This is a genomic window from Micrococcaceae bacterium Sec5.8 (assembly GCA_039636775.1).
GTDB lineage: Bacteria > Actinomycetota > Actinomycetes > Actinomycetales > Micrococcaceae > Arthrobacter.
Map to the genome: position 1 here is coordinate 808,165 of CP143429.1, position 24,051 is coordinate 832,215.

The following is a 24,051-nucleotide window of genomic DNA, read 5'->3' on the forward strand; positions in this document are numbered from 1 at the left end:
CGGCCGGCCAGGCGGGTGGTCTGAACTGCGGGGGTTACTGCTGGATTACTTGGACAGCTCGGTGAGCTTGGCCTGCATGTCGTTCAGGGCCGTGTCCGTGTCCTTGGCGCCGGTGATCGCCGCGTAGGCCTCTTCCTGGATGGCCTTGGTGGTGGCGCCGTACTGGACCACCTTGGGCCGCGGCTGGGCGTTGTTCAGCGAGGTCAGCAGTGTGGGGAAGAACGGGCGCTTGGCGACGACGGCGGGATCCTCGAACAGCGAGGCGTAGACCGGGGCGCGGGAGCTGAGCTCGAGGCGCTTCTGGGCCTGCTCCTCGCTGGTGAAGAACTTGACGAACTCCAGTGCGGTGGCCTTGTTCGGGGTGAACGGGGAGATGGCGAGGCTGCGGCCGCCGAGGGTGGAGACGCCGGGGCCGTCGGTGCCGGGGATGGAGGTGATGTCGAACTTGCCGGCCACCTGGCTGGAGCCATCCGTGGCGCTCAGGGAGGCGTGCAGGAAGGGCCAGTTGCGCATGAAGACAAGCTTGCCCTCCTGGAACGCGCGGCGGCCCTGCTCCTCGAGGTAGGTGATGGCGTCGGACGGGAACATTCCGTCCTTGAAGCCGTTCACCAGCAGGTTCAGGCCTTCCTTGGCTTCGGGGGTGTTGACGGTGGGCTTGCCCTCGGCGTCGACGATCGAGCCGCCGGCGGAGGCCACGGCCTCGGAGAAGTTGACCGTGAGGGCCTCGTTCTTGTCGAACTGGCCGGTGTAGCAGGACATGCCGGCAGCTTCCGGGAGCGCCAGGATCGCGTCGCAGGCGGTCTTCATCTCGTCCCAGGTCTTGGGCGGGGCGGCGATGCCGACGGCCTTGAGCAGGTCGGAGCGGAAGTAGAACAGGGCGCCGTCGGTGTAGTACGGGGCGCCGACCAGGGAGTCCCGGTAGGTTGCGGCGTTGACCGTGGCGGGGATCATCTGGTCGGTGGGGACGGCGTCCGCGGGCAGCGGCAGGATCCACTTGTTGGCGGCGAACTCGGAGGTCCAGACGACGTCCAGGTTCAGCACGCTGAAGGTGTCCGACTTGATCTGGGCGTTCTGGATGAGCTGCTGGCGCTGCTGGTCCGCGGAGTCGGGCAGTTCGATGAACGTGACCTTCTCCTCCGGGTGGGCGGCGTTCCATTCCTCGATGGTCTTGTTCGCGGCACCGGAGGCGTCGCGGTTGGAGACGTAGTTGATGGGGCCCTTGCCCTCGAAGGACGCGGCGGCGGCCTTCGGGGTGCTCTTCGCTTCCGTGGAGGCACCGCCGCAGCCGGTGAGGGCGACGGCGGCGACGGTCAGGGATGCGGTGGTGGCGAGAAGAGTCTGCCAGGTGCGGCGGCGCTGCCTCATGTGATGCTCCTTGTTCATTGGGGTGGTGCGGGGTGGTTTTGTGCATGCGGAATCGCGGCGGCTGGCCGGTTGGTGGCACGGGGGAGTGCCGGCTGCCGCCGGTGGTTTGTGGGGGTTTAGCTGGTGGGTTCTGGGGCTCCGGGCGGGGCTGGCGCCGTTTGATGCGGCGGGGCGGTGGAGCCGCGCTCGATCAGCCGGTGCGGCATGATCTTCGGCCCCAGGTCGCGGGAGCGGAGCAGCTTTTTCACGGCCATCCGTCCCATTTCCTCGAGCGGCTGGGCCATGGTGCTCAGCGGCGGGTTCACGTGCAGTGAGGTGGAGGTGTTGTCGAAGCCCAGGACGGAAACGTCTTCCGGCACCCGGAGCCCGCGGCGCTGCAGTTCATTGACGACGGCGGCACCCATCTCGTCGCTCATTGCGAAGATCGCGGTCAGTCCGGGGTCCTGCTGCAGCAGCTCGTCGACGCCGGGGGCGCCGCTTTCGTAGAAGAAGCTGCCCGCGGCAGTGACCGGAGTGCAGCCGGATTCGGTCATGGCGCGGAGGTAGCCGCGTTTCCGGGGCTGGGCCACGTAGACCGACGCCGGGTCTCCGGTGAGCAGGCCGATGCGCCGGTGGCCGAGCCGCAGCAGGTGACGGGTTGCGTCGTAGGCTGCCTGCTCGTCGTCGATGGCCACGCTGGGGGAGCCCGACTTGTCACTGATGGCGACGGAGATGATGGGGACGTTGGGCCCCAGCAGCTGCCTGGTCTCCGGCGTGATCACCGCGGAGATAAGGATGACGCCGGCGGCCCGGTAGGTGCGCAGGGTCCGGAGGTACCCGGCGATGTAGGCGGACCTGGCGCCGGTGCGGCCCAGCATCACGGCGTAGCCGCGTTCCTGGGCTTCCTCCTCGACGCCCTGCATGACCTGGGAGGCCAGGGCGTCGGACACCATGGGAGCGAGCAGTCCGATGACGGAGGTCTGTCGGGTTTTCAGGCCCCGGGCGAGGTAGTCCGTTTCGTAGCTGAGGCTCTTGACGGCGGTTTCCACGCGTTCGCGGGTCTCGTCGGAGTAGCCCACCAGACCGTTGACAACCCGGGAGACGGTGGCCGGGGAGACGCCGGCGTGCTTGGCGACATCGCGGATGGTGACCACTGTTCCTCCTCCCTGAGGGTGTCTCTGTTGTCTGCTGCTTGCGTTACGTAAACGGTTTCGGAAAACGGTTTACGTAAACGGTTTCGTTCGGTGCAGGATCAACAGTAAGGGCAGACGTGCCGAAGGCATGACTGTTTAGGAAACAACGCCCTCAGGAGGGGCCCCGGCGCCCGGTCCGTCGAACAGCGAGCTGCTGCTGCTCTGGGGCACCACCACGTGGACGGCGTTGCGCTGGATGGTGAAGTCGGCCGACGTGGTGGTGGCAATTTCGCCGTAGAGGTTCGCCAGCAGCGGCGGCTCGGTGGAAAGCCGCACATGCAGGCTGTCAGGTGGTACACCCGGTCGTGTTCGATGAAGCTGTCGGCGTTGAGCAGCCGTGAGATGCTCACGTGTTCCCGGAGCGGGCCGGCCAGGATGGCGTAGATGTCAAGAATGTCGTCATCGATCCCCGCTGCGGGGCAACAGTGTTGCCGCCCCCCGTAATGCCGGCTGTGGCCGACGGCCACCTGAAGCAGGTCCTCGAGCTCCAGCGGCTAGTGGTCCTCTTCCGGGAACTCGAGGCGGGCCCGGAACGGCTGGTGCCGGGAATAGGGGCTTAGGGTGGCGATGCTGTACGCCAGCGGCCCGATGTACCGCTTCGGGCGGGGGCTCAGAACCTCAGCCACTGGCACCGACAGGCCCACGGACGCGACGTTGAGGAGAGGCTCACCGTTAGCCGGGCCTAGGTCGATGTACGCCGCCTTCCCGTCCGCGACGGCAGCGCCCGCCTCGGCAAGGTTGTTCGGTATCTCCAGCGTGCGGGCGAAGTCGTTGGCAGCGCCCAGTGGAATAACGCCGAGCACAAGGTTTGTGCCGGCCGTCTGCGTAGGACAGAGTCCCGTCCCCGCCGCCGACAACCACCAGGTCGTGCCCGTCCGCAAGCACCCGGTCAAGCGTCATGGCCAAGTCTGCCCCCCGACATCAGACCTTCAGGATGGCGCCCGGAATCCGCGCCGCCAGAACCCCCTGTTTCTCCAGCAGCAGCAGGACGTCCTTGCCGCTGTAGCTTTATCAGCGTCTGCGCCCGGCTATTGCCGGATTCCGGTGGCGGGTCGCAATAGTTGACTGCTTGGACCCGCGGCTCCAGCAGTGAATGAACCCCGGAGACAACTAGGGTTCTTTCACTGTGTCGACACAATTTCGGGACTCGTCGTCCTGAGGGCGCGGCCGAGCGCAGAACTGTCGACCTCTGCTGGCACACTAGGGGGCTCAGTACTCGCATGTTTTTGCGGAAACCGTTCCAAGGGCACATGACGCTGGCGTTGGCTTAGTCTCAGCGCTTAGTCACTGGAGTCGGTTACTGCGATCCCCCTGATGGCCAGTTCGGCCATGCCTTCCTTCTCGACCAACTCCACTGACATCGCCTGCAGCTCTTTCCGGCACTGCTCCTTACCTGCCCGATTACCGTTCTGCCACTTCGGGGCAGCAGTCAGAACCGTCTGATACACCTCAGATATCAGCATGCGAACATTGACGCCAAGGTAGACCTCACGCCCTTCTGCCGTCTGTTCATTGCTAACCAAGTTCTGAATGGCGCTCGGCCAGCGGTCGACCGTATCGGCTATCTTTGCTGTGCGCTTGCTTGCTAGCCTCAGTCGTGCGGTCGAGGCGAGCAGCACGACTACGAGGTCCTGCTTCGTCGATGGCTCAATTGTTCGCGAGACCTCGTAGGCCTTGCCAACCGCAGCCACGAAACCGGCTATGGCCTCGATCTCGCGGGCCTCACGGGCATTCTTCCGCTGATGTTTGTTCGAGAGTCCAACAACAACGAGAGCGACAACGGCACCCATGAAGGCGCCTATCGAGCCGTTCCAGAAAGCAATCCATGTACCGCACGTGATGCCCAGTGCATCGCCACAAATCAAGTTCACTCAGGGAGTCTATCTTCGCTGCTGAGACTTGCTTTCTAACGCAGAGTGGGCTCGGCAGTGCCTCAAGCTTGGTGGACGGCGCCCTGGACTCACCACTGGCTGGTGTCAGTCTGAGAGTGAGGCGGAGTGCGTGAGGCCAGTCGTGATAGTCAAACTCGATGAAGTAGGCGGAGGGTTTACCGAATGGTCCTGAGCCGCAACTTCTGGCGTACGCCGACTTTGACTGGCCAAGGACGCGTTCCTGATCGTGGCGTCCAACATCGTCCTGCTCGGATCGCCAGGCACCGGCAAACAGACCTCGCCTCCGGTCTAGGGCTCCGGGCACCCAGTTGGGTCAACGGGTTCTATTCGCCACCGCGATTGACTGCGATTTTCGGCTCCAAGGCGAACATCAGCACGGGAGGCTGCCCCGGAAACTGGTCAGGTTGCGCCGCTTTGGATTGATCATCGTGGATGAAGTGGCAACGTCCAGCGTCCTGAGGGATGGCGGTGGCCGCTGGACCGGGTGCAGCCGGCCGGGGGACTAGTCCGCTACCGCCGCTTTCGGCGTCGGCGAGGCCTCCATCCACTCGCTCAGCCACGGGGCGCGCACGCTCGAGTCATGCGGCAGTCGGCCACGACGGTTACCTTCGCGCCGACGACGATCCAGGTCGTGACGGCGGATAGGTCCGCCAGTGAGCGGATGATCGCCGACCCGGCGCCGAGCGGGCGGGCGATGCCGTTGAAGTCCACTTCGGGGATCAGCATGGTATTTTTCGGTCACCCCTGGGAGCCCTACTGCTGCATTTCGGCTTCGTAGGCTGCATCGTTGTAGATCACGACGACGGCGCTGCTCGTCGCCCCAACCGGCAGACAGTTCCATCAGGAAACTGCCGTCGCGGGAAGCCAGAACCAGGGTGCGGCCGTAAGCCCTTGGTACGGCGGGGCTGCTGGCGACAATCTTTTCCAGCCCTGCCAGGGCGGCTGATGGCCTTCGTCTTCATTATGTTGCTCACCGCTATAAACCTCACCAGCGTGAAGAACTTCGGCGAGTTCGAGTTCTGGTTCGCCCCGCTCAAAGTGGCAGCAATCGTCGGGTCCCTCCTGGTGGGCGCCGCTCTGCTCTTCGGTTGGCTGCCGAGCGTCTAGGCGCCGGGGCGTGGCCAACTTCACAGGCGACAGGTTCGCGCCGGACGGTTTCGCGGGGATTGCCGGTCCGGCGCTCTTCGTGGTGGCCTTCGCCTTTGGCGGCACCGAGATCGTGTCCGTGGTGGCAGCCGAGACCGCGGAGCCGGTCCGCACTGTGAAGAAGGCAGTCCGTACAGTGCTGAGGCGCATCCTGGTTTTCTACATCGGTGCGATCTTCGTGATCGCCGCGGTGGTTTCCGTGGGTTCGGCCGGGCTGAAGAGCTTTTTCGCTGCCGTGCTGAAGGCGGTCGGCATGCCGGGTGCTGCCAGCGCCATCACCATAGTGGCTCCGGCAGCACTGCTCTCAACCCCTCGACGCCAACCTCTACGGGGTCTCCCGGATGGCGTTCTCCCTGGCCGAGCGGGGCGAAGCGCCACGCCTTCCCGCTTCCGTGTCCAAGGCCCGGGTCCCGGTTGTCGCGGTCCTGGCCAGCATCGCCTTCGGTGTTGTCACGGTCGTGCTCGAGCTGGCCCTCCCCGAAAAGGTGCTTCCCTTCCTGCTCAACATTGTGCGCTCGACCTGGCTGCTGGTGTGGATGTCGGCGCTGCTCGCCTAGCTCGCACTGCGCCTCCGGGCCGACCGCGAGCGAACGGAGCTTCCCCTGCGGATGCCCGGCTTCCCGTGGCTCACGCGCATCGGTCTGCTTATCCTTGCGGCGATCTTCACGGTGGGCTTCATCGGCGAGATTCCCGTCCCCAGCTCCTGCTCTTTTGGACTCGTGGGGCTTCTGGCGGTGGCGAACCACAGGTTCGGTAAGGGGACGCGTGGCGTTGAAGCGGTGGAGACTGACAAAGAACCGACTGATAAGGGCCCGAGCTACCTCGCGGCCTCAGGGCACTCGAAGGGCTCGTCAGGCTTCGGTCTGGCGTGCGCTCCGTCGGAGGCTTCCACTTAGAAGGACAGGTTCAATGCCGTATTTGCCAATAGTACGGAGAGTCGCTGACGGCAAGCACACCTTGACTCCCTTTATCGAACACCCTTTTTAGGCGCGTCCGCTGCTGAGGGTTGGTATTGCCCTGCAGCAGGCTGGCCATATCATACAGCACTGGGTGTGTTTCTGCATAATAATTGTGTCCGAGGCCTAGGAGAGATACATCCAGGTTCCCCACTTGAATAGTGTCAATTCCGGGGTAAATGGTGACAGGGGGCGTATGACCTGCACGTTCAAAGGATTGCAAATGTCCAGAAAGTCGCAGCGCTTTATCCTTCGATGAAACATACATTGTGGTGTTTTCCGACAAGGAGGGGAAGGCGGATGCAAGACTACTGAATGTACCTCGGTCCACGTCGGGGGCTGCAAGAATTACGACACCCAACTTTATTTCCGCGCTATTCGCGAGATGCTCAAACTTAGATACAACCCTTGAAAAAACTCGATTGCCCATAGAATGAGCAATTACATTTATCCGAGTCGCCCCGGCGCGGTGAGCCAAAAGCTGTATGTACTTTTCCAAGCTTTGTTCGCTGGCATCGGCGCGGTTTTGGTCTGCGATATAACCACGAATATTTCCTCTGGAAGGCCAGCTGAACAGCGCCATCTGACCGCGTATGTCCAGGTCATGACCTATTTGGGCGGCACGTATTACTGCATTCTCAAACTTGGTGTTGTAGCCATGGATATACAGTAGAATGCTTCTATCGTCCGTCTCGGACAGAGAGCTCCTCAAGCCGCCAACAAAGTCATCATCATTCCTAAATGTTTCAAACTTGGCAATTCGCATCTTCTGATTCCAGGCGGATACGGAATATAGGTGACGCCACCAAGGCGCGGCCACCGTACCGAATGGCATGTCATGTGGTATGCGAACAAGACAGCGACCGAAGTGCAAAGAGCCCGGTCCATCTCTTTCACCTGTGTACCAAGGCCGTTTGTCGGGGTCTTTTGCGGCCTGTCTGTTTGTACCAAACCACACAGGAAATAGGATTGAACCCGGCGAGGGAGTTATTTCTGGTTGCATTTCCCGCGGCGAAATGTAGTCATTCGATTGTTTGGCGGTTTCGAGAGAAATTCCATTATCTAGGTAACCCCCGTCCGAATGAGCTAACCAGTCTTGAGTATCAGGCAAATCCAGGAGAAGTTCTTCTGCGCGCAGCGGTTCTAGTACTTGATCCTGGAGAGTGCGGCCAGTTCTGGTTACTACGGGTCTCACGGATTCAGGGCGAAGATAGGACATATTTTCGAGCGCTATCCACGGGAGATTGGCTCTCTGGGCTTCCCTCACGCCAGAATAGTCCGTTAGTTGCGTCGCTTGAGCAGATATTTGCTCCAAAGCTCGACCGCGGTTCCCCGCTTGCTCGGCGAGACCATCAAGAAAAGCTGCCGCCGCGGGCAAATATGGCCGCTCCCCTTCCAGCTGGGCGACATCCTGCTTTGGCAGGAACATGCGTTGGGTGACGAAGCCTTGCTCCCACCAGTCCGATAGGCGTGCGAGTTCGATTGGGCGGTTGCCCGCGGTGCGGCCCCACAATCGAACCAACATGGCGGCGAACTTGATTTTTGCAGGAGATGCGGACCTTCTTCTTCCCGCTTCAAGGCCGTACTGAGCAATAGCAGTCGCTGACCTCATGAACTCAACGAACGTGATCCCTGTGTCGCCGTCGCCAACTGCTTCATTGGGCCAAAAATGTTCCTGAACCGTCTCAGAATCACGAAGGGCAAGAAGACGATTAACCTGGTGCAAACCCTCTAGCAACATGCCTCACTCACTTCACATTTGATAATTGCCTGTAACCCTACTAGGCGAAGACTTGCTGACGGCAACTGTGCGATTGGCCCAGCCATACCGGTTGAGAGGGCCGCCCAGTCCCCTTCTGGGCGCAAGGTCGATCATTGGCTCTAGATTGGATCTGGCGGAGGTGCTGGAGTGTCTCGTCCGACGGGAGATCAGACACTTCTTCCCAATCGACCTCGCGTGAGCGTCAACTCCGCGGCAGAACGGTGTATTCGCTGGCCGTGAGTTGAGCTGCCGCTCTAAGACTGCCCCTAAGTTTGTAGAAACCCGGCCGATGGCGTAGTCCATATACTCGGTACAAGCGAAACCCTGATGATGCATCTAATGAAAGGTCGACCTCATCTGACGAAACCATGAACGGGAATTCAGCAAGGGAGTTTGTGGCTTTGACCAGTATTGTCCTGAGAGAGCCGGAAATGGAACGGGAAATAACCAGTCCCGTTCCGGTTCTGTAGTCATTTTTCCTTATCTCCACGGCTGCAGCCAGATCGCTGCGTTCAGAAGCGGCCAGCGTCCTCTTCTCGTGCAGGGCAACGGCCTTTAGTGCCATAAGGTGAACGGCTCCGGACTGCGCCTCGGCGGCGAGAAGATCATTGGAGATCACCTGTCTACGCAGCCTTGCGCTCTTCCAAGGGGCGGTTACCGAGGGGATCTCGGCTGGTTCCAAAGCGGGAACATCCGAATTCATTCCAATGGAAGTCATCGACTGCATCGCGAGATCGCCAAAATTCTCAATACCGCCAATTCCCTCTAAAACGGCCGCTTCTAGGGAGATCTGAATATTTGGGAGCGGTTTGTATCCGTAAATCGGTGGTATTCCATATGCGAGAAGTATCGCGCTAATATTTCTATGTTTCATTTCAATCGACGAGTCTGTGCGCTTGCTCAGCATGGGGGACAGCGCGCGTCGTTCTGACGACTTGTTGTATGGAATGCCGTTCCACTCGCATAGCAACATGCGCAGATAGCTGTTGACTACCGCGGTGTTTTCGGGGGAGCTCCAGGCTGAGCCTTGCATCTAGGTAGTCTCACTCTCACGAGTTTTGTTCTTGGTTATTCAGGGTCAGTTCATACTTTGTACCGCGAAAAATGACAGACGAGTTGGCTAGACCAAGCGGATCCCATCGACCACCTGCTTGCGTTGTACCAAGCGGACCCCATCGACCACTTGCTTGCGTTGTTCTGGAGGCAACCGAAGGAAATGCAGCCACACTTGGTCCAGCGGGGTCTGGATGCGTCTGTCGTTGGCGAGCCAAAGGCGGAAGCTTTCCCTTTCCCTGGGGTTGAGGTCTTCCAGCTCGCTTAACACGTCCTCCGCGGAGAACGGTGCTGAGGCCCCCCGGCAACGGGCACATACAGTGCAAAGAGCGCCGCCTTGCATGGGCTCCCTGCCGCGAGCCACTGTCAGAACAGCTGTCCGTGCAGGATCGTCCATATAGGCCTCGCCGGCGGAAATGCCGCAGAAGACGCAGGCGAAGTTGTCTCGAAGCATTACTGCTCGGCGCTCGGCCTCTGTGATCATCGAAATCGCTGCTGACCTGTACGTCTTTTCCCAGACCCGACCGCCGACTGATACCAGGCGCAGCTCGTCTGGATCCAAAGAAACATCCTGCGAATTTGTGTGTATCACCCACCCCTCAGGACGTAGATCGCGCATCCTGCGGTCAACTTGTTCAACGTTGGGGAAGGCTTCCCGCAACTGGGCTTTGGTGAATACGCCCCCGGGTCCGATCTCCTCGTGCAGCCACAGCGCAACACGGCTCTTGGTTCCGCCATCGAAAGTCTTCCAATTAGGCAAGGTCATGCAGTGAATCTTCCGACACGACCGTGCCCACATGCAAAATACGGTTCTTCCGCTCCTAAACCTATTGGCCAAGTACCATCAATCAATCAAGTAAAAAAATTTGGAATGGGGAAGCTGTGACGACAAGGCCGGGCGATGCGGCGCGCATCGAATCTTTGGTGGAGGATCGGCTGAATGCGGTCCTTGGGGAGCTCGGCTCCAGGGAGACCGTAACAGTCGAATGGCGTGACGCCGTGGTTCATCTGCCGGTGATCTCTATGCCAGTGGACGCGCTTTACTACAACCCCGCAACCCACCGGATACGGGCACAGCGTTCACTAGATCCCGACCTGGACGTCATCCTCGACAACGATCCCTACGGAGACGCGGCGCAAGGCTATCTGCACCAGCTTCTAAAAGGCGATCCCTCCGACCCACGCACGACGGATCCTGCATTTGAGCTCCTCAAAGCTGATTTGGAGGAGCACGGACAATCGGAACCGGGGATTGTAACGCGATGGGGCGAACTCATCAATGGCAACACTCGTCGTGCCGCCCTTTCGGAACTTCAAGTAAAGAATATCCGCGTCGGCGTTTTGCCAAGCGATGCTGGAGCTGAAGACATCCGGTCCGTCGAGCTGGCTCTGCAGCTTCGACGAGACCATAAACGTGACTATTCGTTCATGAATGAGCTTCTGGCCATAGATGAGCGTATTCGGGCAGGACGTCCCGCCACCGAGATCATGTATGAATTCCGTATTCGTCAGCAGAAATTTGACCGATCCCGCTGGATCCTCGGTCTCGTTCGGGAAGCAATCGACAGGAGTCGCATCTGCGATGAGAACGGCGCAGACCTATCCCTTAAACTTGTCGACTTTGAGACTCACCAAGGAAAGCTTGAAGAGCTCTACCGCGCATATTCGTCGCTAAAGCTGAAAGACCCAGACAAAGCTGATGCTCTCCGGGAGCAGCGGTTGCTGGCACTCATCCTGAACAAATCTAAGACGGATCTTCGATATGTGGACTCTGAATTCGCTGATACCTATGCGGCGGCGTTGCTGGCGGGAACGCATGGCGTGGACAGCACGGTAACTATTCCGGGCCTCGGAGTGACAGTGCCCGGTGCCAGCGCCAAGGTGGACCGATTGCGTTCAGTTACGACGAAAGTGCTCCAGGCTCGCGTCGTCGAAGCTGCTGGGCCCGCCGCGGGCGGGTACGTGCACCGCAATGCGCTCGACCTGTTGGACAGAACTCGCGAGGTCGTCGAGGCCGGTCTTAGGAAGGCCGGCAAGGACGGTCGTGTCCTCAAGAAAAAATTGGAGCCCGTAGACCGGCTCGCTGAGGCCAACGAAGCACTGGAATTGGCGACGGCTGCTGTTGCCGATGCAAGGGCGACAGGGAATTACGATCCTTCATCACTCGATGAGGCATTGGGGTCTATCCGTGGCTCGCTCGTTTCTCTGGCCAGAATCATCCTGCGCGGGCAAGACGAGGAGTACCCGGCGACGGAATGGCTAACTTCGTTGGTGCAATCTCCAGAGGTCCAATAACCAATGCTGAAACTTCAGCTAGCGCTAGATCCCGGACGCGTCCAGTTGGCTTGTGATGATGAGCAGATTGAGGAACTCCGAAAGATAGCTACTAGACTTGTTACGGCGACCTATGTTCGCCCACGGGTAGTAGAAGTCGACCTGGACGACCTGCTGGTGAATGTCGCAGAAGTCGCGAACTGGCCGCGGGACGACGAGGTGCTCTGGTCGGATGAGCTAGGCAGCATCATCCGAGATAACTTCTCGGACGCCGAGGCTATGCGCTCCCGGCTCAACACCGATGAAGTCGACGGCGAATTGCAGATGCTGTCTGGCGGCTGGCTAGACGAACTCAGGTCGTTTCAAAAGCGCGACGTTTCTAAGCTGCTTAGCCTGAAGCATGGGGCAAACTTTAGCGTTCCTGGCGCCGGCAAGACGAGGGCGACACTGGCATTGTTGATGAACCGTATGGCTCAAGGCTCTGCCGACAGGCTTTTAGTTGTCAGCCCCAAATCGGCATTCGAGGCCTGGTCAGACGAAGTGAGCGTGACCCTGGGCCAGGGTGACTTCACCCCGAATATCGTGACGACGAACGAGGAGCTCTCGGGCCTCGTCATCTTGGTCAATTATGAGCGATTGGCAACAATGATGCCGCACCTAATTCGATGGATGCGGTTGGGGAAGACGATGTTGGTTCTGGATGAAGCTCATCGTATGAAGCTAGGCGTACGCGGTCAGTGGGGGAGCGCATGCATGCAGTTGGCACCATTCGCATCCCACCGACTAATCCTCAGTGGTACGCCGGCACCCAACGGTTCCGCAGACCTGGAGAGCCTATTTTCTTTTGTGTGGCCCGGCCAGGGTACCCGGCACGTCCGGAATGCAATCTCGACAGGCTCCCTCAAATCGGCAAGTGCTGCACTTCGCCCTCTGTTCACACGAACAACCAAGACTGAACTGGAATTGCCTCCAATGACGCCTACGGTCAGGCGGGTCGAGCTGCCTCCTCTTCATCGGGAGATTTACGATGCGCTTGTATGGCGGGAGTCGGTCAGACTCAAGCGCGATGGCCGCAACATGGCGGATCTCGGCAAAGTAATCTTGTACCTCATAATGGCCGCGACTTCGCCGGCGCTCGTAGCCGTTGGCGCAAGTCGACATGAACCCTTGGCATATCGAGTACCTCCCCTTGAGCTGCCCCTCGACCACGACGGACGAACCATGTTGGAGGACCTTCCCAACTTCGAACTGAGTCCTAAATATGTCGAAGTGGCCAAAATCGTGCAGAAGAACTGGCAAGAGGGGAGAAAGACCCTGGTGTGGTCCACTTTCGTGAGGAACCTGACTACCCTCGAACGCATACTTGAACCGTTCAACCCCGCGATGGTGCACGGCGGAACCGAAGATAGAGCCGACCAGATTAAGAAATTTCGTACTGACCCCACCTGTGCAGTGCTGCTGTCGAATCCGGCGACACTCGGTGAGGGCATCAGTTTCCATCACACTTGTCATGATGCCGTCTATGTTGACCGCGATTTCTCGGCCGGTCGGTATTTACAAAGTGTGGATAGAATCCATCGACTAGGCCTGGCACCGGATGTACGTACAAACGTGACAATTCTGGTGGGCGCCAACACTATTGACGAGTTGGTCGAGCTCCGTCTGCAGCAGAAGCTCGACTTCATGGGCGGCATATTGGACGACGGCAACATCATGGTGCTCGGAGACCTGGCCGAGGAAGTAAGCGAGAGCGCGGGACTGGATGCCAGAGACGTCGAAGAACTGCTCAACCACTTGAAACCATGAGCATGCCCCGAACAGTGATAGTGGCCATCGGTAGATGGCTCGATTTGCTGAGTAAAACTGGTTTTGTGCGGGCGAACGCAATCGTCCACAACGATGCGGCGTATACCGACATTACGCCCACCCAGTACGCCACAGCTCTTGAATGGCTGTGGAGGATTACCGATATCCGCGGTCTGGTTGAACTGGCGAAGGATTCAGGCACACGGAGGATTCCCCTGGATTTCTCCAGACGCGTGGCCCTGCAGTCACTGATCATTGAAGAGAGTCCGTCCTGGCTCTCCGTGGCGGATCAGCTAGTGGCCACGCCGGACGATCTTCCTACGGACGTCGTCGAATGGGGTGCGAGCCTCGGTATGACCGACGAGGATTGTCTGGATAGCGTGCGAAATGTGTCTCGAAAGGTGAACTTGCAGGCGAGATCCGACTTCGGCGCGGCTGGGGAGTCAGCGTTGCTGGCCCTTTTGGAGACGGCATGGCCGGGCTCGGCAACACACATTTCGACCATTTCGGACGGATTCGGATACGATATTTCCTTTCAAGAATCCGGAATCGAGTGGCACCTCGAAGTCAAGTCCGTAGCCGCTGGCCCTCGCGCCCGCATCTTCCTCACTCGCCACGAATTTGAAGTTGCTCGCAGGGATCCTGCATGGAGGTTGGTCATATTATCCATGGACCACGACTGGTCAGTTCTCTCCGTCTGCGTTGCAGACAGCGAGAAGCTGATGATGCGTTCGCCACGGGACGTCGCGACCAGCGCCACATGGGAGACCTGCAGGTTTGTACTGAGCGCCGAGGAGGCGAGCCTCCCGTTTTGCCGAGCCCTCGGTATCGAAACTCCAAAGTCCGCGAGTGTTGCCCTATGGGGGAGTCCCGGGCTTCCCGTCGCAACGGCCTAACTCAGCACCGGTGGCTCGATGGCTGACACAGCGACGGTCCCCGGCGCCTCGGAATTTGTCAAGGTGAATGAGGCCAGTGGGAGTTAGGCTGCGGCTTTGGTGTCGGTTTTCTCGGCTGGTTTGTTGATCCAGGCGGTATCGGGGATGGTGATGATCTTGGGGTCGTTGTTGGTGGTGAATCGTTCGGGTGTTTTTGCCCGTGCGGCGGCAAGGGTTCTGGCGCGTTCAAGGGCTTTGCCGGCGGCCAGTCCGTAGTGCACGTCTGCCGGTGTGTTGAGGCCGATTCCGGTGTGGCAATGGGTGTGGTTATACCCGTCGACGAAGGAGCCCATGAAGGCCCTCGCGTCAGGCAGGGACCCGAAGCGTTCGGGGAATATGGGGGCGAACTTCAGCGATTTGAACCAAGCCTCACTGTACGGATTATCATTGCTGACGCGCGGACGGGAATGGGACCGGGTGATCTCCAGATCCGAGAGCAGCGCGGCGACTGTTTTGGACGTCATGGAGGTGCCACGGTCGGCGTGGACGATCTGCGGGATGCCGTGGATACCGAAGATCTCCTTCATCATTTCCACGGCCAGTTCCCCGGACTCGTGGGCATGGACGTAGGCGCCGACAATGTAGCGGGAATAGATGTCGATCATGACGTAGCAATCGTAGTATTTGCCCTTGATCGGGCCGGCGAGCTTGGTGATGTCCCACGAAAAAACTTGCCCAGGGCCGGTCGCGACCAGCTCCGGGACGGCCCGGGCCGGGTGGCGTGCCTGTCGGCGGCGTTCCTTGACCTGCCGGCTCTCCTCCAGAACGCGGTAGAACGTGGAGATTGAGCACAAATAGATGCCTTCATCCAGGAGCCGGGCATAAATCTGCACCGGCGGCAGATCGATGAAATCCTTCGAGTTCACGGTCGCCAGGATGTGAGCGCGCTCCGCCGCTGAGAGCTTATTTGCCGGTGCCGGGGCGGGCCGCGGGTCTTCCGCCGGGATTCGGACTTTGCGGGTCGCTGTGGCCCTGGGGACCCCGGCAATCACGGCTGCTTCCCTGGTTGGGATGTCCGCGCCGGTGAGGGCGGTGTAGGCAGACATCAGGGTTTCTTGTACCAGGGCTGCTGCTCCGCGCTTTCGGAGATATCCTCCAAAAGCAGTCGTGCTTTTTCCATAATCGACAACGCAGCTTCAGTCCGTGCCAGCTTGCGTTCACTCACCTCCAGCTGCCGGCGTAGACGACCGATTTCCGCCTGTTCAGCAGTGGGCTTGCCTATCTTTTCCCCAGGCTTCTTGCCCTCCAGGATGCCGGCGTCGCGGAGCTTGCGCCACTCGGTGATTTGGGATGAATACAGGCCCTCGCGGCGCAGGTATGCCCCGCCTCCGGTGCCGTCGTCGCAGGCCCGTTGATACGCATCCAAGTGCGCCAATTTTTGTGCCGGAGTGAACGACCTTCGAGGGGACGGCCCACCGGCGCGGGGGCCAGAATTACTCATGGATCCATCTTCCCGCACCGGGGAAATCGTGGAGATAGACATTGGTGATGTTCCTGATTCTCGCCCTACAGATTAAGCGAAGTTGCTATGAGCCGCTGGCCTCATCCAACCCTGACGCGTAGGGGAACACGCGCAGGAGGCTGAAAACGAAGTGCCGTGCATGGTCCGTCTTCATTCCTGTCCTTCCCCCCGCGCTCTCATGGGCAAGCTCGCGGAGGGCTACGTTACCGCCATGGCCGTCTCGCGCGTACGCTGTCCACCGGCCGAGAATTCGTTCGGCACCATCGGCTTTGCCGACGTACTGTTTGCCGTTCGTGGAGTCCGTGATGAGGTAGATTCCCTGGACCTCTGACAGGGCGATACGCCAGTCCGTGTAGCGGGGATCGTCCACCATGTCGCGCAGTTGGTGGTAGGTGAGCAGTACGCCGTCGAAGCCTGGAAAGTGGACCTTGTCCCGGTCTGCGATCTCCAGCACGGGCATGCGCGCGCCTGTGGCTGAGCCCGCGCTCCGGTGCCAACTGCGGGGGTTGTCCCATTCGACTACGAGCCGGTCATTGAGGGGTGCAAGGAATTCTGTCGGGCGCAGGTCGAAGCTTCTGTAGTTCTTGGTGGATGTTGTTGCCACTTCGCCGTGGTTCTCGTAAGTACCCCAAAGGCGGGAGCGACGCCCGCCGTCGGCAATGAGGATCACCCAGTATCGGGGAGGATTTGCCGGGAAGCGGGGCGGAATGTCTTGGGTTCTGGTGTAGGCGAGGACCCGCTCTTGGGTCAGATCCTCCGGCCCACGCAACGCATCGGGATCACTCGGCTTGAAGGTGTGGCGGATGACGTGTATATCCTCCAGCCGGACCGCTGGGTCATAGTCCGCACCTATCCCGCTAAGCACATGACCCAGCGTAAGGGACGTGCGGGAGGTCGGCTCTTTGGAGAACATTGTCTCCGCAGGCACGTAAAGGGCAGGGGATCGCAGATCAGACACTGGAACACCTTATGCCAGTGACTCGTGCGTTCTAGTCAGCCGGTGAGACCTCTCGTATGTCTAGAGGTGCGAGACGATCTGGAGTGAAGCGTTTAGGGCACCTTCCAGGGGCGGCTTTATGGGCCGGCGTATACGGGCACGTCACCTCCAGCATCCGCACAGACAGCCTTTGGAACTACCCCCGGCACCACCCGGGACGTCACCGAACACCCGGGCTTGTACGCCGTCGGTTGCGTGGCTGACCGGGCACGGTTCGTCCATCGTGGCGGGCGTGGGCCCGCGATGTCGAGTACATTGCGCAGCACATCGCCTGCCGGTGAGGGCGACCTTCCAGAGGGGTGGCTACCCTGCGCAGGCCCCGTCGAAGTCCACTGGGGCGGCGAGGCCGGCCGAGCTGAACCATTCCCTGGCCCAGGCCTGGACCGAGGGGATCGCGAGTTGCTCGGCAACAAGCTCCGGCGGCCGGCCGAACACGGACTTCCCCTCCTCCAGGAGGTCCCCGGTGCCGCTTCCGGCGAGGAGCCCGAAGAGGGCAGGCTGGTCGAGGAAGGGAATCTTCCCGCCGTCGCCGTCGGTCAGCACGCCCCAGCGCGAGGTGAACAGCGAAAACTCCTCCGGACTTTCCCCGTGGTCCATCACGAGCGGGCAGGCTTCGCCGTCGAGCTGGATCCGCGAGTAGTTGGGCTCCGTTTCGTCGAGGGCCATCAGTTGGACGTCGTCGAGCCACGAAAGCCAGACCGCTGTACACTCTCCCAGCAGCGGATACGGGGCGGCGGCGATGTAGCCGGCCTTGCTCACGTGGGCCGAGTGGCCAACGGCGACGTTGTGGAGCTGCCCCCGGACCAGCGGCAGGACCGCGCTGACAGGCTGGTGGTAGTTGGCGAATTTCCGCCGCATCACGTCGGCGCTTGAATTCGAGCCGATTGAGACCACCAGGGAACGGGCTTCCAGCGGTGCCGCGCTGGCTTGCGCGAGGGCTTCATCCAATCCGGCTGAAAGCCCAAGGGGCCGGAATTCCTTGCCGTCCATAACACCCGAAGCCACGGGCGGGTCCCACGGATACAGCAGCGGATCGAGATGGCCGGCGCCGTCCGCACTGCTCAGTCCCAACGCGTCATCCGAGTGAAGCCGGATGAAGCCGTCGGCATCGTGCTGGAGACTGATCAAGGCGGCCCGCTTTCATGGTTGGGACTTCCAGTGTCCCGCACTTTTGGGGGAACCCACATTCGGCATTTAGGGAGCCGGGCAGGCCGCGCCGCCATAGCTCAGGCCGCCAGGTAGCAGTCATGCCGTCCCCCGAAGCAACTGCCCGTCACCGACACGCCGAGAGTCAACACCGTGGTGGTCGAGTCCGGACAGGCGGGACTGGCCACCAGTTACTGGCTCGCCCCGGCCGGCGCTGAGCACCAGGTGCTGGAGCGGCGGGATGCTCTGGGTGGGGCGCGGCGGGACCGATGGGACAATTTCTACCTGAACACCACCAACTCCTCGTTCATGCTGCCGGAGCTGAAGTACGACACCCCCGAGCGGTGCAGCCGGGCACGGAGGCGATCCGGATCACGCCGGCGGGCGGCCGGCAACCTCATCGTGGAGACCGTCGGCGGACGCCGGCAGAGGACGTGGTCTTGGCGAACGGCTCCTTCCAGCGCCCGCGCATCCCTCCCGTCCGTCGGACTCCCGGGGGTACCGCCGCCGTGACGTCTAGATATTGCACTCAACCTGCACGGGAAACCAAGGTGCCAATCGGTCAAACTTCTTTCCTTGAAAGACAAGATCCAGGCCAGGCCTCGGACTGTCCGGACGCGTAGATGTTACAAAATTGACCGCTTGGTCAACTTGGTCAGACGGGGACGCCGCTGCAGAAACTCGGCGTGGAAAAGTTCCGGAAGGCCTCCGCAATGAAGGCTACCTAGATCGTCAGGGGCAGCTCTAACCGACGAAGTTCATGTACAGAGGTTCAGCTGGGCCAGGCTCCCCTGATGTCTAGGGAACCTCGCGCCCGACAGACCAGTGCTCAAATTGCCGACAGTTCACCCCCCGGCTGATGGACGTCGCAAACTTGGGACAGGCCCGACTCCCGGAGACGCTTCGTCGGCAACCTTCTCCCCGACCAGTCCCCACCTGACGCGACGGCACACTTATTGACGCTACAGTTCTAGATCGGAAAAGTAGCCAAGCGTTGGATCGGTCAGAGTCCCGATCACCAGACCGCGATCCAGGAACCGGTTGAACTGCTCACAGCTGGTCTCAGGCAACAACGCGCAGCCGTGGCAGGCCGCGAGGTTGCACGAGTCCGGACCCTGCCCCTTCTCGCCTGCATCCATGCAAACTGGGTCGGTCGAACACCAACGTGCTCCGCTCAGCGCCGACGCAAAGACCGACCGCATGTTGTCCGGGCGAGACATCCTGACGAGCCCGCCCATCGTGCCTTCGGAGTCTCCCGCCGCAGTGTAGAGCAAGAGTCCTGCTGTATGCCGATCAGCTGCATCAGACACATACAACCGCTCCCGAAGGGACGCGGAGCTGTAACCACAGGCGAAGACCAGCTGATTAATCAGCAGATGGCCCAACGTATGAAGCAGTACGTACCGTGGGCTGAGCGTGCGTGCATGGAGCCCACGCTGCGACGCGACGTGGCCGTAGTGCGCGGTAATCTTGTCCGCTCGTGCCTGGACCTCAGGTCGAGCCTCCCACTTCGCGAGGCGATCGCTGTCAATCTCGATATAGATCCCCTCGCCCTTCACGACGTATGCAGGCAGCCAGTCCTGTTCAGGTGAAAGCGACTGACGACGTAAGAGAGCCTTCCCGACGCTGAGCTTGAGGACGTCATCTCGCACCCGCGTAAAGCCACGGAGTGCCCTCGTCTCTCGTAAGACATCAACGCTCCTCACACGGTCGAAATGCAACGCCAGGTCGGCATGCATTCCCGGATTGGTTGCCGTCAGGTAATCGTCCTTCGGCGTTTCGCGGATCGCAACGTATTCGGGATAGCGCCATTCGTCGTCTTCCGTAAGGAGCTCCGTACCGCCTTCCTCGCTCAACTCAGGCTGCGGCCCTTCGACCCCCAGCAGGTCTCGATAGCCGGCCATGAGTTCTTCATCCGAGATCGGCCTAAATCGTTCCGGCGGAACGTTACGCATTAGCGTCTTACGCAGTACCGCGACATCAAGATCTTCGCCAAAAGCTGTGTGCAGGGTCCGCATGGTCGCACTCACCGCCGGGTGACGCATCAACTCGTGCATCTCTACACTGACCGCGCCCTCTTTCCTCGGGAGGTAGATCGATGACTCCACTTTCGGGAAGTAGACGTTCCCGGCACCACGCAGCGCGCCTCGCATAGGCAACCCGCAGACGCCGTCGAGTTCCGCCAACCACGGCCGTGCGCCAGTGCAGTAGTGCGGGTCATTCTCGTTCAAGGACAGCTGATCGGTCAGGTTTGTGTGCTCTTCACCTTGGGAGTCTCGCCACGATCCCGTGATGCCGAGAAGTGACCGCTGTTTCCCGCAACCATCAACAACTTTTCCCTTGACAAGGCCACAGGTTACGACCTGACCCTCGAGGCCCCCACCACCCCGTGATTCAAGGCGCAAGACACCCTTACATTTCGGGTTATGAGCGCGGTGCACCCACTTGTCGAATGGGAAGTCGTCGAGATGCCCAGCTATGCAGATGGCGACGAAGGGCACCTGGGACATCCGGGGCTTGTACTGTCTGTCGGCGTGCTCTGAGTCTGGACACTTCTCACCCTGTTGCATAGTAAGGGTGCTGAGCTTGAGTCGTTTGCAGTACATACAGAAGCTCCAGCGAGGAAATCGCAGCACCGGCACCGTCAGCTTGACGTTACGTTGATCGCTTCCTGCGCCTTGGTAGCGATAATCCGGCGGGAGACGGAACTCCTGAACCCGCAGCCGCGCCTCAAGGCGCCAGTCGTGCTCCTGGTACTCCTCCAAAGCGAGGTTTGGATTACTAGCCGGATACCAGTGATCCAAGCCAGCAGTAATGATCGACGTCCCATTGACCAGGACACTCATCGCCCCCACACCGAACGGCGTAACGACCTGCGCCCGCCGCATGCTACCCGTACTCATAGTTCTCCCTCCTCAGCCTCTGCGTCAACCCGGTTGTAAGCAAGGGAAATCTGCAACCGACACTCAGCGTCGACGTTGCGCATGCTGGTCGGGACTTCCCAGATCGTCGCCTCGCTGTCGAGGTCCGGCAGGGTTCCGGCATACCGCATCAAACCCTGTTTAGGATCCCCTTGAATGACGTTGGCCGACCACATAGTTCGCTCCCAGCTCGCCCACTGCCGGGCCCGGCGCTTGGCCATGCGTTTCAGCACCGGCACCTCGTCGGGGTCGGCGATGGCTGCCCGTGCTTCAAGCAGAGCAATCGCATCTTCATACTCGCGCAGCGGAAACGGGTACGGCGGGAGTAGCGGCGCTACATGGCGGATGTGTGCCACCGCAGCGGCATGGAGTGCGCGACGCAACACCGGCGCAGCAAACGGCGTCACCGACGTTGGCTCGACCTGCGCGTAGAGCCGTTGATGGTAGGTGCGAAAGCGCTCATAGTGGCTTCGGTCTCGCGGCTTCGCCGCGCCATAGATAGCAATGACTAGCCCGGGACTGACGTCCGCCCGACGGCCGACTCGACCGCTGACCTGGATGTACTGTGCCGTGGTCTTGGGCTGGCCAACGATCGTCATGAGTCCGAGCCGGTCGATATCGACACCGACTTCGATGATGTTCGACGCCAAGCAGATGTCGACACAGTTCGGCGACCCGTAACGAGCCTGGAGTACCTCGATGGCCTTCGGGATCTCATCGCTTCGACGCCGGGAGGTGAGCTCCATCGTCTCCCGCGGCCAACGCGGTTCGATACCATCCCGGAAGCGCAGTCCGGTCAAGTAGTCAGGTACGTCCGATTCCAGCAGCGACACGGTGTTGCCCAGCTCGCGCAGGCTGTTGAGGAAGTTGACATTCGTCCAGTAACCATCACGGTCGGGCTCGGGGATCTCGGTACCTGCCTGCAGGGTTGCCGCTGCGACTCGCACTTGGACAGTCTGCATCGACCCGAGCGAAGAGCTCATGACGCCGAGATAGCGGCGTCCCGGCTCGAGCGAGCCATCGTCGAGCGTGGCCGCCTCAGCGAAAAACGAATGCCCTTCTTCCAGCCCATGCGGCGGGAAGAGTGCCACCTGCTGGCGTCCGAAGAGTCCCCGGATTTGATCCTCATACCGCCGAATGGTGGCCGTCGATGCGATGATCTTGGGCGGCACAGGCTCACCGCCGCGATAATCGGTGCACAGCTCGTCGATCACGGGTTCATATAGACCGACCATCGAGCCAAGCGGTCCAGAGATCAGATGGAGCTCGTCCTGGATGATGAGGCCAGGCGGAGACACCTGGCGGCTACCGTCATCGCCTAAGCCGAACAGTCGTCTCGACTCTGGGCGCCAAGCCATCATGGCGAACTTGTCGACGGTACCGATGACGATCGATGGGCGAGTTTCGTAGATGTCGTCGTCGACGACATGCACCGGCAACCCCTTCCGTCCGCTGAACAGACAGACCGTATCGACACAGCGAAAGATGACCTTCTGCCCGACTTGTTCGTAGCCGATGACGTCCTGACCACTTCGCCCTCTCGGTTTCGTGCCCATCTGAGCCCCGCACCAAGGACAGCGGAGTAGCAGAAACTCATTCTGTGTCTGCGGGTCGCGCCTCAACTGACTCAGAACCTCGACGGCCCTCTTCCAGGTATTCGGAGTAGAGGACCCACCAAGCCAAATCCCAATACTAAATCGGGTCTCGCCGAGATCCTCCGCATTCTTCGATCGGATGTCCTCTAGAACGCAGACCAATGCCGCAGCACGAAGAAACTGTTGTGCTGTTAGCAGCCGCAGCGTGTAGCGCATGAGCGTGTCGGTGCCCGCATCCTCTGGGTTGCGCAGACGCCGGGCAAGCAAGCTGATCGCCGACGCACCGAGGTAAGCCTCCGTCTTACCTCCACCAGTCGGAAAGAAGATCAGGTCTACTATTCCGCGGGTGGCACGCGAAGGCTCCACGAGTTCAGGCAAACTAGCCAGGATGAAGGCGATCTGGAATGGACGCCAGTTGCCCGTCCCCGGCTTCACGACAGGTTCCGGGTGCGGACCCTGCACTCGCAGAATTCCACCAGACCCGGCGGCGACTTCGCGAGGCTCGAAGCGCGATCGCACCTGCTGGTAGAGCATGGCTTCGTTCATTAGCCGGAAGGCGCGGCCAGCGATCGGATTAGAGTTCACGAGATCCCACCCGGCCCGCATCCTAGCCAGCGCCTCACGACAGAGCGTCATGTGCCTCGTCGCGGCTGGCCGAAAACGGGGCGAAAGTTCCGGGATGAGTCTCTCCTGCTGGGTGATCCACACATCGTAGAGGCGTAGGACTGTTTCAACCTGCACCCGTCCTGCGTCGCTTCCCTCAGCCAACGACGCCATGCTAACCATGACCGGCGTTCTGTTTCCCGTCTCATCCGTCACGTATATGTTCGGCGTCAAGCTGACGACCTCATATACCGGGAGCGGTTCAGCCTGGACCCACGACGTTGCCTCGTGCTTGGCTTCGCCCCACTCCGCAGCACAGCCGTGTCCAATTGCGTAGGTCCGCTTGTTCCTGTACAGCAGATCTATAGATTGTTCTTCTTCGTCCCGGTCCGGCTGCTCGACGTCGTGGTAGGCCTCGATCGTGAGCCCACCCGCGGCAGCAACCGTGAAGCCCATCTGGAACAGGGCGCTGGCCGAACCGGTGCCTGACGTTTGATTCAGAACGGCCACTGTCACGAGCCGGAGTTCAGGGTCATGCTCTCCGGGAACCGGCCGGCTGAAGACCTGCGTAGTCGGAGCAACGCGCGGTCGCTCTTCGCCACTTGCCGTATCAACGTTCTTGAGCCGATTGTTCTCGTTTAGAAGCACGTGCCCCGGAACCGTGCCAGAGAGTTCGAACGGGCGACGGAGCCACCACTCGCGGGCTTTGGTCACTCCCGGAATGTGCACGCTCAACTTGTCGTAGTAGGCGCCCTTCACCGTGACTACCAAGTAGCCGTTTGTCGGCACGCGGCATTTGAACGAGATCGCCATCGCTGACGGCTTGAAGGTGTTGGCGTCGCTGAGGTCGAAGTCGTCGGAATCTGCCTCATCATGGCGAAGTCGCCCCTTGACCTCAACAGTCGGGGCGTCGAGATGCACCTCGGTACCTCCGAGCCCAGCGACCCAGCTGAGGTCGGGGTCATC

The 24,051-nt window shown here is 60.6% G+C and carries 17 protein-coding genes and 2 pseudogenes; 5 read left to right on the forward strand and 14 right to left on the reverse strand.

Annotated elements, in window-relative coordinates; genetic code table 11:
* Positions 1-45 precede the first annotated feature (45 nt).
* From VUN84_03805 to VUN84_03830, 6 genes are all read right to left on the reverse strand, one after another.
* Positions 46-1,365, reverse strand: a complete 1,320-nt coding sequence (locus tag VUN84_03805) for an ABC transporter substrate-binding protein (GenBank protein XAS64811.1) — start codon at positions 1,363-1,365, stop codon at positions 46-48.
* A gap of 116 nt (positions 1,366-1,481) precedes the next feature.
* On the reverse strand, positions 1,482-2,498 hold the full coding sequence (locus VUN84_03810; protein ID XAS64812.1) for a substrate-binding domain-containing protein: 1,017 nt from the start codon (positions 2,496-2,498) through the stop codon (positions 1,482-1,484).
* Positions 2,499-2,633: 135 nt separating this feature from the next.
* The gene (locus tag VUN84_03815) at positions 2,634-2,813 is read right to left on the reverse strand and encodes a hypothetical protein (protein ID XAS64813.1); all 180 of its coding nucleotides are present in this window, start codon (positions 2,811-2,813) and stop codon (positions 2,634-2,636) included.
* A 218-nt stretch (positions 2,814-3,031) separates the two neighbouring features.
* Complete coding sequence (locus tag VUN84_03820) at positions 3,032-3,430, reverse strand: diacylglycerol kinase family protein (GenBank protein ID XAS64814.1); 399 nt, start codon at positions 3,428-3,430, stop codon at positions 3,032-3,034.
* Between the two features lie 387 nt (positions 3,431-3,817).
* Complete coding sequence (locus VUN84_03825; GenBank protein ID XAS64815.1) at positions 3,818-4,408, reverse strand: hypothetical protein; 591 nt, start codon at positions 4,406-4,408, stop codon at positions 3,818-3,820.
* A 573-nt stretch (positions 4,409-4,981) separates the two neighbouring features.
* On the reverse strand, positions 4,982-5,155 hold the full coding sequence (locus VUN84_03830) for a hypothetical protein (GenBank protein XAS64816.1): 174 nt from the start codon (positions 5,153-5,155) through the stop codon (positions 4,982-4,984).
* A gap of 161 nt (positions 5,156-5,316) precedes the next feature.
* On the opposite strand from VUN84_03830, the pseudogene VUN84_03835 reads away from it, so the two are divergent.
* Positions 5,317-6,318 (forward strand): annotated as a pseudogene (locus tag VUN84_03835) (amino acid permease).
* 163 nt (positions 6,319-6,481) lie between these two features.
* Here the strand turns inward: VUN84_03835 and VUN84_03840 are convergent.
* From VUN84_03840 to VUN84_03850, 3 genes are all read right to left on the reverse strand, one after another.
* Positions 6,482-8,272 carry an alpha/beta hydrolase gene (locus VUN84_03840; protein ID XAS64817.1) on the reverse strand — a complete coding sequence of 597 codons (1,791 nt, stop codon included), beginning with the start codon at positions 8,270-8,272 and terminating at the stop codon, positions 6,482-6,484.
* Positions 8,273-8,495: 223 nt separating this feature from the next.
* Positions 8,496-9,326 (reverse strand): DUF3883 domain-containing protein, encoded by an 831-nt coding sequence (locus tag VUN84_03845; protein XAS64818.1) that lies wholly within the window; start codon positions 9,324-9,326, stop codon positions 8,496-8,498.
* A gap of 87 nt (positions 9,327-9,413) precedes the next feature.
* A complete protein-coding gene (locus tag VUN84_03850; protein ID XAS64819.1) occupies positions 9,414-10,112 on the reverse strand; it encodes a hypothetical protein in 699 nt (232 codons plus the stop codon).
* A gap of 116 nt (positions 10,113-10,228) precedes the next feature.
* Here VUN84_03850 and VUN84_03855 point away from each other — a divergent pair, with 116 nt between their 5' ends.
* From VUN84_03855 to VUN84_03865, 3 genes are read left to right on the forward strand one after another with little or no spacing between them, the layout of a single operon-like run.
* On the forward strand, positions 10,229-11,641 hold the full coding sequence (locus VUN84_03855; protein ID XAS64820.1) for a ParB N-terminal domain-containing protein: 1,413 nt from the start codon (positions 10,229-10,231) through the stop codon (positions 11,639-11,641).
* Positions 11,642-11,644: 3 nt separating this feature from the next.
* Positions 11,645-13,426, forward strand: a complete 1,782-nt coding sequence (locus tag VUN84_03860) for a DEAD/DEAH box helicase (protein XAS64821.1) — start codon at positions 11,645-11,647, stop codon at positions 13,424-13,426.
* A complete protein-coding gene (locus tag VUN84_03865; protein XAS64822.1) occupies positions 13,423-14,322 on the forward strand; it encodes a DUF3883 domain-containing protein in 900 nt (299 codons plus the stop codon). The genes VUN84_03860 and VUN84_03865 overlap by 4 nt, the downstream gene beginning before the upstream one ends.
* A gap of 83 nt (positions 14,323-14,405) precedes the next feature.
* Here VUN84_03865 and VUN84_03870 read toward each other — a convergent pair.
* The 3 genes and pseudogenes from VUN84_03870 to VUN84_03880 form a co-directional block, all read right to left on the reverse strand.
* Positions 14,406-15,802 (reverse strand): annotated as a pseudogene (locus VUN84_03870) (IS3 family transposase).
* Positions 15,803-15,887: 85 nt separating this feature from the next.
* A complete protein-coding gene (locus tag VUN84_03875; GenBank protein ID XAS64823.1) occupies positions 15,888-16,781 on the reverse strand; it encodes a GIY-YIG nuclease family protein in 894 nt (297 codons plus the stop codon).
* Positions 16,782-17,123: 342 nt separating this feature from the next.
* The gene (locus tag VUN84_03880; protein ID XAS64824.1) at positions 17,124-17,948 is read right to left on the reverse strand and encodes a hypothetical protein; all 825 of its coding nucleotides are present in this window, start codon (positions 17,946-17,948) and stop codon (positions 17,124-17,126) included.
* Between the two features lie 171 nt (positions 17,949-18,119).
* Between VUN84_03880 and VUN84_03885 the strand changes: the two genes are divergently transcribed.
* Positions 18,120-18,479 carry a hypothetical protein gene (locus VUN84_03885; protein ID XAS64825.1) on the forward strand — a complete coding sequence of 120 codons (360 nt, stop codon included), beginning with the start codon at positions 18,120-18,122 and terminating at the stop codon, positions 18,477-18,479.
* Positions 18,480-18,928: 449 nt separating this feature from the next.
* On the opposite strand, the gene VUN84_03890 is transcribed toward VUN84_03885, so the two are convergent.
* Both VUN84_03890 and VUN84_03895 read right to left on the reverse strand, forming a co-directional pair.
* Entirely contained in the window at positions 18,929-20,869 is a 1,941-nt protein-coding gene (locus VUN84_03890; protein ID XAS64826.1) for a DUF1998 domain-containing protein, read from the reverse strand.
* Positions 20,866-24,006: a helicase-related protein gene (locus VUN84_03895; GenBank protein XAS64827.1), complete on the reverse strand. Its 3,141-nt coding sequence runs from the start codon at positions 24,004-24,006 to the stop codon at positions 20,866-20,868. The genes VUN84_03890 and VUN84_03895 overlap by 4 nt, the downstream gene beginning before the upstream one ends.
* Positions 24,007-24,051: the final 45 nt, after the last annotated feature.

Coding starts and splice junctions, on each gene's coding strand:
- VUN84_03805 (XAS64811.1), bottom strand. CDS start 1,365: ATGAGGCAGCGCCGCCGCACCTGGCAGACTCTTCTCGCCACCACCGCA.
- VUN84_03830 (XAS64816.1), bottom strand. CDS start 5,155: ATGCTGATCCCCGAAGTGGACTTCAACGGCATCGCCCGCCCGCTCGGC.
- VUN84_03840 (XAS64817.1), bottom strand. CDS start 8,272: ATGTTGCTAGAGGGTTTGCACCAGGTTAATCGTCTTCTTGCCCTTCGT.
- VUN84_03845 (XAS64818.1), bottom strand. CDS start 9,326: ATGCAAGGCTCAGCCTGGAGCTCCCCCGAAAACACCGCGGTAGTCAAC.
- VUN84_03850 (XAS64819.1), bottom strand. CDS start 10,112: ATGACCTTGCCTAATTGGAAGACTTTCGATGGCGGAACCAAGAGCCGT.
- VUN84_03860 (XAS64821.1), top strand. CDS start 11,645: ATGCTGAAACTTCAGCTAGCGCTAGATCCCGGACGCGTCCAGTTGGCT.
- VUN84_03865 (XAS64822.1), top strand. CDS start 13,423: ATGAGCATGCCCCGAACAGTGATAGTGGCCATCGGTAGATGGCTCGAT.
- VUN84_03890 (XAS64826.1), bottom strand. CDS start 20,869: ATGAGTACGGGTAGCATGCGGCGGGCGCAGGTCGTTACGCCGTTCGGT.